The sequence below is a fragment of the Nonomuraea phyllanthi genome, from assembly GCF_006334985.2.
Classification (GTDB): Bacteria; Actinomycetota; Actinomycetes; order Streptosporangiales; family Streptosporangiaceae; genus Nonomuraea; species Nonomuraea phyllanthi.
Genome location: NZ_VDLX02000037.1, coordinates 31,959 through 48,184 on the forward strand (window position 1 = coordinate 31,959; position 16,226 = coordinate 48,184).

Below are 16,226 nucleotides of genomic sequence, written 5' to 3' on the forward strand. Positions count from 1 at the left end.
GTGGCCTGGCCCGGCCGGCGGGATGGTTCACCCCTTCGGTCCTCTCGTCTTGCCAGGGTCGTGTCCGGGCGGGACGTCGCGTCCGGGCTGGTCCGGCTCGGTGGGCACGGGCTCGACGGTGGGATCGGGCCCCGTGCTTCCGCCGCTGGTCGGCTCGCTACTCGGTTTCGTGCTCGCCGAGTTGCCGGGATCCGCGCTCGGCTGCTCGGTCGCGGGACGCTTGCCTGGGTCCGTGGCGCCGGCCTGCAGGGGCTCCTGCTGGTTCCGTGCCCGCGTCGGCACGGCCGAGCGCGTCCTGCGAGGTACGGCCGTGGGCGAGGATGACGGCGCGTGGGTGGGTGTCGCCACCGCAGGCGGCTGCTTCGCCCCGTTGGTGCGGCGCGGCGTCGCCGTAGGGCTCGGACGGTCAGGCACATCCGTGCTGCCAGGGCCACCGGGCTTGTCCCCTGGCCAGCCGGTGACAGAGAGCGTCGTGCCGGAGAACAGCCCGCCGACCACGACGGCGAGCAGCCCGAACACGGCCAGCGCACCAGCGATCGAGCCGAACATGACGAGTCGCCGTCGACGGCCGCTTCCGTCAACGAAGACCGCCGTTGAAAGCGGCTGGGAGATGGCCGTGGCAGGCGGCTCAGGGCGACGCTTTATGGGCACGAAGGGAGAGCGTAGTGACAAAACATAACTCTTGGGACTATTTGCGTCCGGTGCGCGGATCATCGGACGCTCTTGGAGGTTCACCTCCCTTCGATCGCGCCACGAGCCCTGAAGGTGCCTGGCCAGGGCGCCCCGGCGACCCCTCCGAGGACACCCTCTTCATGGTGATCGGCGAGTTGGACCACGCCGACAACACCAGACGACGAGCTGGTCTGGTACGCCTCGGTTGCCTTGCGCGATGACGACGCCTACGAGGTCGAATGCCGTGACGTGCCCCGGCGAGAGCATCAGCTCATGGCCCAGACCGACCGCAGCGCTCTCGCGAAAGACCCCACCATCTGGCTGGCTGCACAGGACCACCCGTCGGTGTCCGTCAGAACACCGGACACCGACTGCTGAAACAGGCCCTCGGCACGGGCTCGGGGCTCATGGCGGCGGTGGCTGACGGCCCTTTCGGGTCAGGCCGGGCAGGTCCTTGCTGCGGGACGTCGGCCGGCAGAACCCCGCCCAGGCCACCGAACGTTAAGCGTGGCTCGGGCCGGATGAACATCGGCCACGCGATCGGCTCGGTCACGCTTCTCCCTCGCCAGCCCGCCACCGAGGCCGGAAGCCTGTCGGCGATCAGGGAAGCAGGAGTCCCCAGTACAGGGCCCAGGGGACGAACAAGGCGCCCGCGACCGTGACCACGCGCATCCGTGCCGACGCCGTACGCCAGCGAGTGAGACAGACGACGGTGGCGGCCGTGGCGACGGCGGCGAGCAGTTGGGCGGCCAGCCAGGTGACGGGCCGGCCGAGGAGCATGGGGCCTGTCGTGACCCCGTCGCCGTTGGACGTCATGAGCAGGCTCATCAGAGTGCAGGCGGCGCCTGCCATCGACAGGACGCCCGTCACGGCCAGGACGCGCCCGGCCCACGTCCCGGCACCGAGGCGGCGCACGGCGTAGGACAGGAAGGCCAGAAGCAGCAGCGTCATGCCGCCCAGCATCACGGGCCACGACTCCCACCAGGCCGACGGCGGGGTGTCCACGCTGAGCGCCGCCTGCACGGGATCGGGGTCGGTGGTGGAGGGCGGCGCGTCGCCGCCGGCGACGGTCCTGACCCAGGTCCCCACGGCGTCGGCGTACCCGGGGATGAGGGTGTCGTCGTCGGCGTGCAGGGAGTGCGAGGCGCCGGGGAAGAACCTGACGGTCAGGCTGCCGGGTACGTTCGCGCGGAAACTCTGGGCGCTCTCGGCCGGCATCACCTGGTTGTCCTCGGTGCCCCACATGGCCAGCACCGGCACGGTGAGCCGGCCAAGGGTGGGGGCCGGGTCGTAGTAGGCCTCGGGGAAGAGGCCGGCGTCGGCTCCGAGCCGGTGCAGGGTGACGTACGCGTTGCGCAGCGATCCGCGCACGCCGGCGCGGTCGAGCTTGTTCGTGGCGTTCCACACCTGGGTACGCAGCGGCGTGCGGCCGGGGCCGCCCACTGTGACCAGGAAGTCCACGTCCTTCGACCGGGTCGCGGCGATCGGCGCCACCCAGCCGCCCTCGCTGATTCCCCACAGCCCAGCAGGTCCCACTCCGGGCTGTCTCCTGAGGACGGCCAGCGCCGCCAGCGCGTCGTCGGCGAGCTGCCCGTAGTCGCGGTGGGTCTTGGAGTAGCCGGCGGAGCGTTTGTCGGGGGCGAGCACCACCATGCCCTGCGCGGCGAACGCCTCCGCCTCGGCCCTCAGTTCCCGCCGGCTGTTGCCGCCACCGGAGCCGTGCACGAGCAGGAGCCCGGGGAGCGGGCCGGTCGCGTTCGCGGGACGGAGGATCTCACCACCGAGCCGCTGCCCGTCCGCCGTCGTGAAAGTGACGTCGGTGCTGGTCAGCGGCATGTCCTGGCTGGTGGGCGAGTGGAGCGAGGCTGCCAGGAGAGCGGCGGCGACGAGCATCATCGGTGGGCTCCGTCGGAGAGGTGCTGCGGACGCCGACCAGTCTCGGAGAATCACCCCGGGGAAGGCATCGCCGACGTCGGCGATTTGTGCCCTCCCTCACGTGAGGGAGATACGGGGATACTTGGGCCTTGTGCCCGACGTGTTCAACGAACTCCGGCAACGTCTGCGCTCGATCCCGCCGTCCGCCGTCGACTTCGCCCTCGCGCTGGCCGTGCTCGTCGGGCAGACGGTCCCGTTCCTGTACGCGAGCCGGATGTCCGGTCCGCAGCCGTGGACCCTGGCCGAGTACTGGCCGGTGCTGGTCAGCTCGCTGCCGCTGCTCGTCCGGCGCCGCTTCCCGATGACGGTGTTCGTCGTGGTGGCCGCCGCGTCGCTGGCGTACTCGCTCGCGGGTCCCGACGTGCCGTCCCAGCCTGTCCCGTACGGCTGGCTGGCGGGGCTCTACACGGTCGCCGAGCTGTGCCCCGGCCCGCGGCGGGCGCTGGCCGTGCTGATCAGCCTGCCGCCGGCGTTCGCCGTGTCGCCCGACACGTTCGTACGCAGCGCGCTGACCGCCGCGGCCGCCTACGTCATGGGCCGGGCCGTGGTGCAGCACCGGCGCTACGCCGCGCTGGAGGCGGAGCGTGCCACTGAGCGGGAACGGGCCCGCATCGCCCGCGACATGCACGACATCCTTTCCCACGGCATCAGCGTGATGACCGTCCAGGCCGAGGCGGGTCCGTACGCCGTGCGCGTGGCGCCGGAGCGGGCCGAGCAGGCGTTCAGAGCGATCGCCGACGCCGGCCGGGACGCTCAGGGGCAGTTGAGCCGCATGCTCGGCCTGCTCGGCGATCCCGCCGGCCGCTCCCCCGCGGCCGAGCCCTCCCTGGACGGCCTGCCGGACCTGGTCGCCCGCGTCTCGGCGACCGGCCCCGCCGTCCGGCTGGCCGTCACCGGCACCCCGGCCGTCCTGCCCCCGGACACCGAGGCGGCGGCCTACCGCATCGTCCAGGAGGCGCTCACGAACATGGTCAAACACGCGCGGGCCACGGCCGGAGAGGTCCTGTTCGACTGGAAGGACGACGAGCTGATGATCACGGTCTCCGACGACGGCCGCGGGCGCGCTCGCGAAGGCAGGCTTGCGAGCGGTCGCGGCCTGAACGGCATGCGGGAGCGGGCCGCGGCCTGCGGCGGCACCCTCACCCATGGGGCGGGCCGGACCGGATTCGAGGTGGAGGCCAGGCTGCCGGTCGGGAAGCGGGCATGACCATCAGCGTGGTGGTGGCCGACGATCAGGAGCTGGTCAGGAGCGGGTTCGCGCTGATCGTGCAGTCTCAACCGGACATGCGGGTCGTGGCCGAGACGGGCGACGGGCCACAGACGATCGAGGCGGCCCGCCGCCTGTCACCCGACGTGGTCCTGCTCGACATCCGCATGCCCGGCATGGACGGCATCGAGACCGCCAGGCTCGTGTGCGAGCAGACCACCGCGAAGGTGGTCATGCTGACCTCGTTCCACCAGGACGACTACGTCTACGACGCCCTCCAGGCGGGAGCGAGCGGCTTCCTCCTCAAGGACGTGCGCGCCGACGACCTCGTGCACGGCATCCGGGTCGCCGCCGGCGGCGACGCCCTGCTGGCGCCTGCGGTCACCCGCCGGCTGATCGACGACATCGTCCGAAGCCGGGCCCGCCCCGCCACACCCCTCGCGGACCTGGGCCGGCTGACCGGACGCGAGCTCGAAACGCTCACCCTGCTCGGCCACGGCCTGTCGAACCCCGAGATCGCGGCGCGGCTGCAGGTCAGCGAGCACACGGTCAAGACGCACGTCAGCGCCGTGCTGAGCAAGCTCGGACTGCGCGACCGGGTCCAGGCCGTCATCGCCGCGTACGAGACGGGCCTCATCCAGCCCGGCGGTGCCAATGGGGCAACGGCCGCCTGGTGAGTGCCCTGGCCACAGCGTGATCCCGATGCCGGTGTTCGGCCGCTGACGTGAAGAAGCTCCTGGTAGACGGATTGATCACCATAATTTGCACCGTCGCCACCAGAAGCTCAGGCGCTGCTTACCGTGCCGCCGTCGATTTGTCGCATCAGGGCCTGAACTATGTCGCCGGGGTGATCCGGCGTCACCGTAAGACGATGCGGTCGCTCTGGCGGTGGCTCAACCGGGGGCGACAGGCCCTGCCGGTGCTGGTCCAACTGCGCAAGGGCGGGACCTATGCCGAGCTCGCGGCGGGGTTCGAGGTGTCGACGGCCACCGCGTGGCGCGGTACGTGAAGGTGCTGTCGGCGGGCGGCAAGCGCTCAGGTACGCCCAGGACCTCGACCATGGTGCCACGTAGTCGTAAGCCCTGATGCGTCCATCGAACTGGGGTGACTCCCGCGCCGCTGAGCGAGATCCACTTGGCCTTCGGAAAGCGGGTTCCAAGATGCCCACTACGATCAGGCCATGGGCACCCAGCTCACGCAGTTTCGTCTATATCGATACACGTGCGCCGAAGAATGTCAGCACAAACTGCTGGTCCGGGTGAGTCGGCCGAGCTATCCGAACCACGATCAGTCGGCCGAGGACGCGGCGGAGGATTTCGCGGATTCCGCGGCCGATCACCTTCGGACCTGGTGGCAGCGCTGGCTGTTGCCCCGTGACTGCTGCCGTGAGCACGAGTCCCAGCTGATGAAGGTCTTGTACGAGGCCGTCTCGGAAGAGCTCGACGGCCCAGGCCTGCGAGAAATGGTGGTGTGGGAGGCGGCGATCGATGACGATCGGATCATCGGCGCGGCTTCTACGGAAGAGGAGTTCTGGCGCCGGCTGGACGACTACTACGGGCCGGACGACATACCCACGTCCGAGCGGCAGGTTGTCTCCCACTCCGTCTATTTCCTGACCGAGCAGGACGGAGCAGGCGATCTCCGCGACGCCTGACGTCCAAGCCCGGGATCAGACACCGGCAGTAGACCGGGCACCGATGACTTTCGGGCGGCGGTGTGGTCTGAAGCAGTGGCGACAGGCCTCAGACGCCGCGGTGACGCGAGCGCCGCGGCCTCGCCTGGGACACGCACGTTCCCCTGGCACGCACCGACTCGAGATCACGGAGTTCTGATCATGCGGAAGCTGATAGCGACAGTGTTCAACTACTCCCTCGACGGCCTCCTCGCCGACGAGGGCACCGAGTTCTGGAAGTTCTGCTTCGGCCTGCCCGAGAACCGTGAGCCCGACGACCGGGCGCACCTCGACTTTCTCCAGAGCGCGTACGCGCACATCATGGGCCGCACCGCCTACGAGGGCATCGCCGGGGCGATGACGACGTCCACCGACCATCCGTTCGCCGGCATCCTGAACGCGGGCCGCAAGGTGGTCTTCTCCCGGACCCTGAAGACGGCCGACTGGGCCAACACCACCATCGCCGCTGGTGACACGAGAGAGGAGGTCGACAAGCTCAGGCTGGGCGGCGACGGTCACATCGTGGTCTGGGGCGGCGTCGGCCTCTGGCGGTCGCTCATGCGGCTCGACCTGATCGACGAGTTCCAGGTGAGCATGTTCCCCTACGTTGCCGGCGAGGGCACCCGGCTGTTCGACGGCGTCCCCAAGTCCTACCAGCTCGACCTGGTCTCCAGCACCGCCTCCGGCAACGGGATCGTCTACCTGGAGTACCGGCGACCCCGCTGACCCAGCGACCGGACATGCACCACGAGTGGCAGTCACGCGAGCGCGGGCAAGTGGGCCGCGCTGCGCACCCGTGGCCTGGGAATCAGCGCCAATCGAACGGTGCGAGCCCAGCCGGCGCGGTCAGCAGCGGGTAGTCGGTGTATCCGAGCTCACCGCCCCCGTACCAGTGCTCCGCGCGCACCGGGTTGAGCGGCGCTCCGCGACGGAACCGCTCGACCAGGTCGGGGTTGGCCAGGAACGCCCGGCCCAGCGAGATCAGGTCGGCGCCCGCCCCGAGCAGCCGCTCGCCTGCGTGCCGTCCGCCGTCGACAGGGAACGGGGTCGGCCAGGGCAGCGCCGGGTTGGCGATCAATGTGGACGGCCAGTCTCGGCGGATGCGGCGGAACAGGGGCTGGGTGGGGTCGGCGAACACGATGTGGAGGTAGGCCAGGCCCTTGTTCGCCAGCGCGCCGATGAGTGCGGGATAGACGTGCTCGATGTCGTGCTCGCGCATGGCGTTGGCCGTGACGCCGGGTGCGATGCGCAGGCCCACCCGCGCGGGGCCGATCGCGTCGGCCACGGCCTCGACCACCTCGATCGCGAAGCGGATGCGACCGGCCACCGAGCCGCCGTAGGCGTCGGCGCGGTGGTTGGTGACGTCCGACAGGAACTGGTGGATGAGGTAGCCGTTGGCACCGTGCACCTCCACCCCCTCGAACCCGGCGTCGATGGCACGCCGGGCGGCGGCGGCGAAGTCGGCCACGGTGGATCGGATCTCCGCGACGGTCATCTCGCGGGGCACGACCCCCGGCCTGGACCCGGCAGGGGTGACGATCGGGTCGGGGAAGGCCACCGGCGAGGGCGCGACCGGCATCAGCCCGGTGGTGTCCGGGTGGCCGATCCGGCCGCCGTGCTGCAATTGCAGGAACATCGTGCCGCCCGCGGCGCGCACCTCGCCGGTGACGCGCCGCCAGCCGGCCACATGTGCGTCGGTATAGATGGCGGGAATGTCGGGATAGGTCTGCCCGACCGCGTTGGGCGTGGTGGCCTCGGCGATGATCAGTCCGGCGGACGCGCGCTGGGCGTAGTACGTCGCCATGATCGGCTGAGGGACGCCGTCGGCCGATGCGCGGTTGCGCGTCATCGGCGCCATCACCAGCCGGTTGGGCAGGTGCAGAGCGCCGAGCCTGGCGGGTTCGAACAGGCGGGAGGTCAACGCTGTGCTTGGCATGGTCATCGTCCGATCTGTCATGTTCTGTGGCGGTGACGACTGTGCTCCTGAGCGCTTCGGAGAGCCTGATGGTCCGCTGACGGCCGCCTGATGGTCTGCGGTCCGGCGCTGTGTACGGTGGCCACTGTGTGGTTCGGAGTGCTTGGCCCACTGGTGGTGCGGGACGACGAGGGCCGGCCGGTCAAGGTCCTCGAAGCCAAGGTCAGGGCGCTGCTCGCCGATCTGCTCGTGCACGAGGGGCGGCCGGTCAGCGCCGATCGGCTCATCGACGACCTGTGGGGGGCGTAGCCGCCGGGCAAGCCCGCCAACGCCCTGCAGGCCAAGGTCTCCCAGCTGCGCCGGGCTGTCGGCCGCGATCGCGTGGCCTACCAGGCGTCGGGCTACCTGCTGCGCCTGGGCCCGGCCGACGAGGTGGACGCGGACCGGTTCCGTGCCCTGGCCGCCGGGGCCCGCTCCGCCGATCCGGCGACGCGGGCCGCGCTGCTCACCGAGGCGCTCGAACTGTGGCGCGGGCCGGCGTACGCCGACTTCATCGACGAGGAGTTCGTCCGCGCGGCGGCGCACCGCCTGACCGAACAGCGCCTCGCCATCGTGGAGGAGCAGGCCGAGATGCGCCTGGCCGCGGGTGACCACCTCCTGCTCACGGGGGAGCTCGCCGATCTGGTGGCCCGTCATCCGCTGCGTGAACGGCTGCGCGCCGTCCAGCTGCGGGCCCTCTACCTAACCGGTCGCCAGAGCGAGGCGCTGGCCTCGTACGAGGAACTGCGCCACCGGCTGGCGGACGAGTTCGGCGCCGACCCCGGCCCGGAGCTGGCCGCGCTCCATCAGGCGATCCTGCGCCAGGACATGTCGCTCGGCCCGCCGCCCGGAGCCCCGGCCGTCCTGCGCCAGGACGCGTCGCCCGGGCTCCCCGATCGTCCTCGGACGAACCTTCCCGCGCAGCTCACCACCCTGGTCGGGCGCCGGCGTGCACTGGAGGAGGTCGACAGGCTCCTCGACGGTGCCCGCCTTGTCACGCTGATCGGGCCGGGCGGGGTGGGCAAGACGCGGGTCGCGGTGGAGGCGGCGGCCCGGATCGCGGCGCGAGCGACCGGCCTGCCGCAGGGCCCGTGGTTTCCCGATGGGGTCTGGCTGGTCGAGCTCGCCGACCAGCGCGGGGGCGTGGCGGACCTCGCGCAGGCGGTCGCGGCCACGCTCGGCCTGAGCGGCGACGTCCCAGCCGGCCCGCCGGGCCCCGGATCGCCGCAGAGGCCCCAGCCGCCCGGTTCGCCCCAGACGCCCGGGTCGCGGCACACGCCCGAGTCGCGGCACACGCCCGAGTGGCAGCAGACGTCCGGATGGCTGCACACGTCCGGGGCGCTTCGGGCGCCCGCCGACCGGCTCGCCGCCGCCCTGCGCGAGCGCCGGATTCTGCTCGTCCTAGACAACTGCGAGCAGGTCGTCGAGCCGGCCGCCGAGCTCATCGACCTGCTGCTGCGCGCCGCGCCCGGGGCGCGCGTCCTGGCCACCAGCCGGGAGCCGCTCGGCCTGGCGGGCGAGACCGTCTATCTGGTCGAGCCGCTCCAGCCGGACGACGCGATCCGGCTGTTCACCGAGCGGGCCACCGCGTCCGCCCCGAACTTCGCGCTCGACGGCGAGACCCGCGAGGCGGTGGCCGAGATCTGCCGCCGCCTCGACGGCATCCCGCTCGCACTCGAACTGGCGGCGACCCGCGTACGCGGCCTGGGTGTGCGGGAGTTGGCGGCGCGGCTCGAGGACCGGTTCCGGGTGCTCACGGCCGGGCAACGGGGCGCCCCGGCACGGCAGCAGACCCTGCGGGCGGTGATCGACTGGAGCTGGGAGCTGCTCAGCGAACCGGAGCAGATCGTGCTGCGCCGCCTGGCCGTACCCGCCGGCGGTTGCACGCTGGACGCGGCCGAGGCGGTGTGCGCGGGGGCCGGAGTAGCGCGCGAGGAGGTGCTCGACCTGGTGACGCGCCTGGTCGACCGGTCCCTGGTCGTCATGGCCGACGGCCCGGCGGGGCCGCGCTACCGGCTGCTCGAATCGGTGGCCGCGTACGCGACGGAGCGCCTGCGCGAGGCGGAAGAGCCGGCCGACGTCCGCGAGCGGCACCTGCGCCACTACCTGGGCCTCGCCGAACAGGCCGAGCCCCGGCTCCGCGGCCCGCGGCAGCAGGCGTGGCTCGACCGCCTCGACGCGGAAGCCGCCAATTTCCGGTCGGCGCTCCAGGAGGCGGTTCTCCCGGACGCGGCCGCCCGGCTGGCCACCGCCCTCAGCTGGTGGTGGCTGCTGCGCGGCCGGCTGAGCGAGGGCCGCCGCGCCCTGTCGGCGGCGCTCGACGTCGCCCCTGAGGCCGCCGAGCTGCGCCTGCTGGAAGGCGCGTTCGCGCTGCTGACCGGCGACCGCTCCAGGCCGCGCCCGTCCCCGCCCTCCGGGATCGACGATCCGGTACGGCGGGGCCGGGCGTTGTGGCTGCACGCGTACGGCCTCTTCCACGCCGGGCTCCCGGACGCCTGCGAGGAGGTCAACGCCCAGGCGCGGGACCTCCTGGCCTCCGACGAATGGGGCACCGCGGCCGTACTCGGATTGCGGGCCATGAACGCGCCGGCCCGTGGCGACCTCGACGCCGTCGCCCGGGACGGCGTGCGCAGCGCCGCGCTCTTCCACCGGCTCGGGGACCGCTGGGGCACGTTGCTGACCGTGTCACCGCTCTCCACGCTCGCCGAGATCAAGGGTGACTACACCGAGGCCGCCCGCCGCCAGGCCGAAGGGCTGCGCATCGCCGAGGAGCTCGGGCTGGCGGCGGAGGTCGCCGCCCGCCACTCCGGGCTCGGCCGGCTGGCGCTGCTCTCCCATGACTGGGACCGCGCCCATGACCTGCACGAACGGGCCCTGCGGCTGGCCACGGAGCAGGGCTACGCCTACGGTGAGGTGCACGCGGTCATGGGGCTCGCCCTCGGCGCCCGCCGTTCCGGCGACCTCGACGCGGCGGAGACGTACCTGATCCGGCTCCGCGACGAGCTCATGTCCTCGCCGGCCGGCGAGCACCTGCTGCTCGTCGAGCTGGGCTTCACCGCCGAACTGCGCGGGGACGCGGCACGCGCCGCCGACTGCCAGCTGCGCGGGCTGGAGGTCGCCCGTTCGATCGGGGAGCCGCGGGCCGTGGCCCTGTCCTACGAAGGGCTGGCGGGCGCGGTGGCGCTGTCCGGGGACGCGGGCCGCGCCGAGAGCGCGGTGCTGCTGCTCGGCGCGGCGGACGCGGCGCGGCGAAGCGTGGGCGCGCCGCTGCCGCCCGCCGAACGGGGTGACGTGGATCGGATCATGGCGGTGACGAGAGCCGTCCTGGGCGAGGACGCGCACGCCGAGGCGTTCCTGCGCGGTACGGAACTGACCCCGCAGGAGGTCGGGCGCCTCGCCCGTGGTCTGTCGTCCTGAATGTCGGCTCCATCTGATGAGATAGCGCGATATTTCCGGACGAGGGAGTTCGCGTGGATCACCAGATGTGGGAGCAGTTCCTGAGGCGCTGGAGCGAGGAATGGCTCGCCGCCAACCCGGACATGCGCGAGCAGGTCGCCGATGGCTGGCCCGGTCTCCCGCCCGCGTCCGCCGAGCAGATCGCCGCGCTGGAGCGGCGGCTCGGCCGTGCGCTCCCGCCCTCCTACCGCAGCTTCCTCCAGGTCACCAACGGCTGGCGCCACACCATCCCCTTCGTGGACGAGCTGCGCGGCGCGGACGACGTCGGCCGGCTGCGGGACCTGGACCCGTTCATGGCCGAGCTCTACGACGACATCGACGTCTTCACCGAAGAGGCGGCCGTCCTGCGCCGCTCGGTCCTGATCTCGCTGGAGGCGGACGCGGGCATCATCGTCCTCGACCCGGAGGACGTGAACGCGCGGGGCGAGTGGGCCGTTCACGAGCTGTTCTCCTGGTCCGGCGAGGCGACCGAGCGCCACGAGTCGTTCTACGAGTGGATGTACGACTCCTTCGCCAGCTTCCACCATCTCGACCGGCCTCGATGCGAGACCCAGCGCGAATGGGACCTCAAGATCGAGGAGGCGAGGCTCGCGAGCCTGTCAGGCCAGGTCGACGGGCCGTTGGAGGTGTTGGAACAGGCCGAACGCTTCGGCCGCGAGCGGGCCACTGTCCTGCTCTTCCAGTTGCGCACCATGCTCGGGGACGGCGATCCGGGCCGCCTGATCGACCACCCGCTCGCCGATACCGTGAACAAGGTCCAGACCTGGGAGCTCGACGAGTCACTGCTCGCCGCCGAGATCCTCCCCGTCCTGTTCGCCCGCCATGCCCGCACCGATCATCACCTCACCGAATCCGCTCTCGCCGGCCTCCAGAAGCGCGGTGTCGAGGCCGTCAAGCGCCTGATCGCCGACCACCGGAGCCGGATGAGCGCGCCCGGTTTCCAGATCTCGTACGGCAACGCCGAGTTCGACGCCGCCGTCCGAGCGATCGACTTCACCGAGCCGGACGCCTGGACGCGGCTCCGCGACGCGCTCGCCCTGTGGCGCCCCGCGAGCAACGACCACCTCGCTCCCGTCTGCCTGATGGCCGATCCCCGGATCGCTCCGCTGATCACGCCGGACCGCGGCCGAGAGATCCTTTCCATGCCGAGGGGTTGATCCCCCGCCGAGCGGTCACACCAGGGCCGGGCGGTTGGTCCTGCACCTGGGCCGCGTACGCCGCGCCAGGCTCCTCGGGATGAAAGTTTCACGGTCTTTGGAGGCCGTTGGCGCCGACCCGTTGACGGGGCACCGGCGGGCAAGGAGGATCGTGGTCGCTCCCTTTGGGAGCGCTCCCAACTCCCGAAGGACCTCCATGACCCGATGCCGGGCCGCCCTGTTGGCCCTCCTCACCATGGTCGCCCTGTCCCCCGCCGCGTCCGCGTACGCCGCCGACGAGGGACCCGAGCAGATCGTGAACGGCACCTTCGACGCCGGAACCGCCCCCTGGTGGAGCACCGGCAACACCACGTTGACCGTCGACGCGGGCAGGCTGTGCGCCGACATCCCCGGCGGCACCGCCAACCCCTGGGACGTCATCATCGGCCAGGACGACATCCCGCTGGTCGAGGGCGAGACCTACGCCTACAGGTTCCAGGCGTCGGCCACTCCCTCCAAGGTCGGCAAGGCCCTGATCCAGCTCCCCGTGGACCCGTGGACGCAGTACCTGTCGGCGTCCCCCGAGCTGAGCGTGTCGGGGAACGACTACTCCTACACCTTCACCGCCCCCGTGTCGCTGCCGAACGCCCAGGTGGTCTTCCAGCTGGGCGGCAGCGCCGAGCCCTGGAGGTTCTGCATGGACGACGTGTCGCTGAAGGGCGGCGCCGAGCCCGAGGTCTACGAGCCCGACACGGGCCCGCGCGTACGCGTGAACATGGTCGGCTACCTCCCCTCGGGCCCGAAGAAGGCCACCCTGGTCACCACGGAGACCACGGCCCTGGACTGGGAGCTCAAGAACGCCGGCAAGGAGACCGTCGCGAGCGGCAGGACCGTGCCCAAGGGCGTGGACGCCAGCTCCGGCCAGAACGTGCACGTCATCGACTTCGGCACGTACGCGAAGCCGGGCGAGGGCTACACGCTCACTGCGGACGGCGAGACGAGCAGGCCGTTCGACATCGGGGCCGGCATCTACGACTCGCTCCCCACGGACGCGCTGAAGTTCTACTACACGCAGCGCAGCGGCATCGAGATCCTCGACAGCCTGCGCCCCGGCTACGGCCGGCCGGCCGGTCACGCGGGCGTGGCCCCGAACCAGGGTGACGTGGAGGTGCCCTGCCAGCCCGGCGTCTGCGACTACACCCTCAACGTCAAGGGCGGCTGGTACGACGCGGGCGACCACGGCAAGTACGTGGTCAACGGCGGCATCTCGGCCTACCAGCTCATGGCGGCCTTCGAGCGGAACAGGGCAGCGTTCGCGGACGGCCGGCTCCAGATCCCCGAGAGCGGCAACGGCGTGCCCGACGTGCTGGACGAGGCCCGCTGGGAGCAGGAGTTCCTGCTGAGCATGCAGGTGCCCGACGGCAAGCCGTACGAGGGCATGGCGCACCACAAGATCCACGACCAGAACTGGACGGGGCTGCCGCTGCTGCCGCACCTCGACCCGCAGAAGCGTGAGCTGCACCCGCCGTCCACGGCCGCGACGCTGAACCTGGCGGCGACGGCGGCGCAGGCGGCCCGGCTGTTCGCGCCGTACGACGCGGAGTTCGCGGCGAAGAACCTCAAGGCGGCCCGCAAGGCGTGGGCGGCGGCGAAGGCCAACCCGGCCAGGTACGCGGACCCGAACGACGGCGTCGGCGGCGGCGCGTACAACGACAACAACGTGACCGACGAGTTCTACTGGGCGGCCGCCGAGCTGTACATCACGACGGGCGAGAAGGAGTTCAAGGACTTCGTGCTGGCCTCGCCGCACCACACCGGCGACATCTGGCGCGAGCGCGGCTTCGACTGGGGCAACGTGGCCCAGCTCGGCCGGCTCGACCTCGCCACCGTGCCGAACGCGCTGCCCGGCCGGGACAAGGTCCGCCAGTCCGTGGTCGCGGGAGCCGACAAGTACGTGGCGATCCAGCGGGAGCACCCGTACGGGCTGCCGTACAACCCGGCCGACTTCGACTGGGGCTCCAACAACCTGGTGCTCAACAACCTGGTCGTCGTGGCCACCGCCTACGACCTGACCGGCCAGGAGAAGTACCGGGCGGCCGTACGCGAGGGCATGGACTACATCCTCGGGCGCAACGCGCTCAACATCTCGTACGTGACGGGCTACGGCGAGGTCTCCTCCCACAACCAGCACAGCCGCTGGTACGCCCACCAGCTCGACCACTCCCTGCCCAACCCGCCGCGCGGCTCGCTGGCCGGCGGCCCCAACTCCAGCATCCAGGACCCGATCGCCCAGCGGCTGCTGCAGGGCTGCAAGCCGCAGTTCTGCTACGTGGACGACATCGAGTCCTGGTCGACGAACGAGCTCACCATCAACTGGAACTCGCCGCTGGCCTGGGTCTCGGCGTTCCTGGCCGACAAGAGCGAGCCGTCGTCGTGCCGGGTCCGCTACTCGGCGCACGGCTCGTGGCCGGGCGGCTTCACCAGCCAGGTCGTGATCGAGAACACCGGCAAGGACACCGTGGACGGCTGGAGCCTGCGCTGGTCGTTCCCGGGCGCCCAGCGGATCAAGCAGGGCTGGGGCGCGAAGGTCACCCAGTCGGGCGCGGTCGTGACGGCCAAGAGCCTCGGCTGGAACGACCGGATCAAGCCGGGCAGGTCGGTGACGTTCGGGTTCGTCGGCACGCACGCCTCGGGTCCCAACCCCGCTCCCGAGGTCTTCCACCTCAACGGCGACCGCTGCCGCTGAGCACGAGGACGCGGGCGGTCCAGGAAGGGGCCGCCCGCGTTCTGGCGCCGACGGTGGAAATGAAGGTCACGCAGGTTTGGCCGGGGCATCCGGCTCGTTCTCCACGTCGTCGGAGGGCCGCCCCAGGGGTACGGCAGGGATCAGGCGACTGCATCCGGGCGGTGCCTCGCTGTCGCCGTCCAGTGCCCAGCCCGAGGGCCAGGCGATGGGCTTTTCCAGGTCGACCTTGACCATCGCTCCTCCGAATTCCACCCCTCCCTCGAAAGAGGCTTCTTCAAAACGCGCTCCACCCCAGAACGACGCTCCCCAGAAGAACGCCTTGTACCGGAAGGTGGACTTCCCGAATTCAGCATCCTTCTCGAAGACCGCACCACCGAAATCCGCCCCTCCGAACGAGGCCCCCCAGAAATCGACTCTGCCCTCGAACGAAGCCCCCCAGAAGTTGGCATCGCCCTCGAACACGGCTTGATTGAATATCGCCTTTCGCGCCGCACATTCCCGGAAATCGGTGTCGACCAGCCTGGCGCCTCTGAGATCGAGGTCGATGTCCGCCCAGAACTCCTGGAAATCCTGGCTCCCGCTTGACCTCCGTTTCAGATGCTTCGTCAGAATCCGCTGAGCCGTCAGCCGGACCTGACGGTCCTGACGGTCCTGGGAGAGCTTCTGCGACTCCGAACCCGCCGTCTCCTCCGCGCCCCGCTCTTCCGCCGCACCCGACGGCATTCGAAGGTACGCGCAAATCACATCGACGATCGTCTGGCGAAGCTCGACGTTGGCCTGGGCCACACGTTCGAGGGCGTACAGCCCGCCCAGGCGCACGGCGGCGCTGTCGTCCCCCAGCTGATCCACGGCTTTGGCGTACAGCTCGGTGATCCGCTTCTGGGCGGCGTCATACTCCTGATGAGCCTGCGCTCGCTCACCCAGCCATTGGCGCCGCACACCGAGGAGCAGCGCGATGGCTCCCGCCGCTCCCGCGCCGACCGTCAGGCCCGTCTTCACCGCATCAAGACGTAACTCCACCTTGGCAGGCCCCGCCTCATCCGCGAGATGAAGAAGCACGGCGCTGGTTCCCCACATGGATGAGACGATCAGCAGACCACCTGCCAGGACCCACCACCAGGAAATGACCTTCAGCGGTTTCCGATCCTCCTGCACCTGCCGGCTTTTTGCCATGCCCAAGCCCATAGCCAGGCAAGCGGCCGATAGAAGGGCCAATACACCGGACAGCGGCACGTATGGGGCGAGGTCGATGGCACTGATCTCGGCCATGACGATCGCGGTGATGGCAAGGGGTAACGCCAACCCCGCCAAAACGACGCCTTGAGGGGCTCCGACTATTCCGGACTCGACCCAAATGAAACTATATCACGCCGCAACCAAATTCCCGAACCATTCCTCCAGCACTTCTGAGGGCGGGCGATATCCTAACCCAGAGTGAAGTCTCCGCC

General features: G+C 70.9%; 13 protein-coding genes. 9 read left to right on the plus strand and 4 right to left on the minus strand.

The window, feature by feature from the left end:
* Positions 1-27: 27 nt before the first annotated feature.
* Complete coding sequence (locus tag FH608_RS49405; protein WP_139638160.1) at positions 28-549, minus strand: hypothetical protein; 522 nt, start codon at positions 547-549, stop codon at positions 28-30.
* Positions 550-1,272: 723 nt separating this feature from the next.
* Positions 1,273-2,568 (minus strand): alpha/beta hydrolase family protein, encoded by a 1,296-nt coding sequence (locus FH608_RS49415; RefSeq protein ID WP_193319078.1) that lies wholly within the window; start codon positions 2,566-2,568, stop codon positions 1,273-1,275.
* Positions 2,569-2,698: 130 nt separating this feature from the next.
* On the opposite strand from FH608_RS49415, the gene FH608_RS49420 reads away from it, so the two are divergent.
* The 5 genes from FH608_RS49420 (at position 2,699) to FH608_RS49440 (ending at position 6,212) form a co-directional block, all read left to right on the plus strand.
* Positions 2,699-3,814 carry a sensor histidine kinase gene (locus FH608_RS49420; RefSeq protein ID WP_226900606.1) on the plus strand — a complete coding sequence of 372 codons (1,116 nt, stop codon included), beginning with the start codon at positions 2,699-2,701 and terminating at the stop codon, positions 3,812-3,814.
* Positions 3,811-4,491 carry a response regulator gene (locus tag FH608_RS49425; protein ID WP_139638162.1) on the plus strand — a complete coding sequence of 227 codons (681 nt, stop codon included), beginning with the start codon at positions 3,811-3,813 and terminating at the stop codon, positions 4,489-4,491. The genes FH608_RS49420 and FH608_RS49425 overlap by 4 nt, the downstream gene beginning before the upstream one ends.
* Positions 4,492-4,538: 47 nt before the next feature.
* Positions 4,539-4,823 carry a transposase family protein gene (locus FH608_RS49430; protein WP_139638163.1) on the plus strand — a complete coding sequence of 95 codons (285 nt, stop codon included), beginning with the start codon at positions 4,539-4,541 and terminating at the stop codon, positions 4,821-4,823.
* 171 nt (positions 4,824-4,994) lie between these two features.
* Positions 4,995-5,468, plus strand: coding sequence for a hypothetical protein (locus FH608_RS49435; protein WP_139638164.1), 474 nt, complete (start codon positions 4,995-4,997; stop codon positions 5,466-5,468).
* Between the two features lie 180 nt (positions 5,469-5,648).
* Positions 5,649-6,212, plus strand: a complete 564-nt coding sequence (locus tag FH608_RS49440) for a dihydrofolate reductase family protein (protein WP_139638165.1) — start codon at positions 5,649-5,651, stop codon at positions 6,210-6,212.
* Between the two features lie 82 nt (positions 6,213-6,294).
* Here the strand turns inward: FH608_RS49440 and FH608_RS49445 are convergent, their stop codons facing one another.
* Complete coding sequence (locus FH608_RS49445; RefSeq protein ID WP_226900608.1) at positions 6,295-7,428, minus strand: alkene reductase; 1,134 nt, start codon at positions 7,426-7,428, stop codon at positions 6,295-6,297.
* 120 nt (positions 7,429-7,548) lie between these two features.
* Here FH608_RS49445 and FH608_RS53610 point away from each other — a divergent pair, with 120 nt between their 5' ends.
* From FH608_RS53610 to FH608_RS49460, 4 genes are all read left to right on the plus strand, one after another.
* On the plus strand, positions 7,549-7,710 hold the full coding sequence (locus tag FH608_RS53610) for an AfsR/SARP family transcriptional regulator (protein WP_226900610.1): 162 nt from the start codon (positions 7,549-7,551) through the stop codon (positions 7,708-7,710).
* A gap of 72 nt (positions 7,711-7,782) precedes the next feature.
* Positions 7,783-10,857: an ATP-binding protein gene (locus FH608_RS54090; protein WP_264372962.1), complete on the plus strand. Its 3,075-nt coding sequence runs from the start codon at positions 7,783-7,785 to the stop codon at positions 10,855-10,857.
* A 53-nt stretch (positions 10,858-10,910) separates the two neighbouring features.
* Positions 10,911-12,053: an SMI1/KNR4 family protein gene (locus tag FH608_RS49455; protein WP_139638167.1), complete on the plus strand. Its 1,143-nt coding sequence runs from the start codon at positions 10,911-10,913 to the stop codon at positions 12,051-12,053.
* A 196-nt stretch (positions 12,054-12,249) separates the two neighbouring features.
* Positions 12,250-14,778, plus strand: coding sequence for a glycoside hydrolase family 9 protein (locus FH608_RS49460; protein ID WP_139638168.1), 2,529 nt, complete (start codon positions 12,250-12,252; stop codon positions 14,776-14,778).
* Positions 14,779-14,844: 66 nt separating this feature from the next.
* On the opposite strand, the gene FH608_RS49465 is transcribed toward FH608_RS49460, so the two are convergent.
* Positions 14,845-16,047 carry a pentapeptide repeat-containing protein gene (locus FH608_RS49465; RefSeq protein WP_139638169.1) on the minus strand — a complete coding sequence of 401 codons (1,203 nt, stop codon included), beginning with the start codon at positions 16,045-16,047 and terminating at the stop codon, positions 14,845-14,847.
* Positions 16,048-16,226 lie beyond the last annotated feature (179 nt).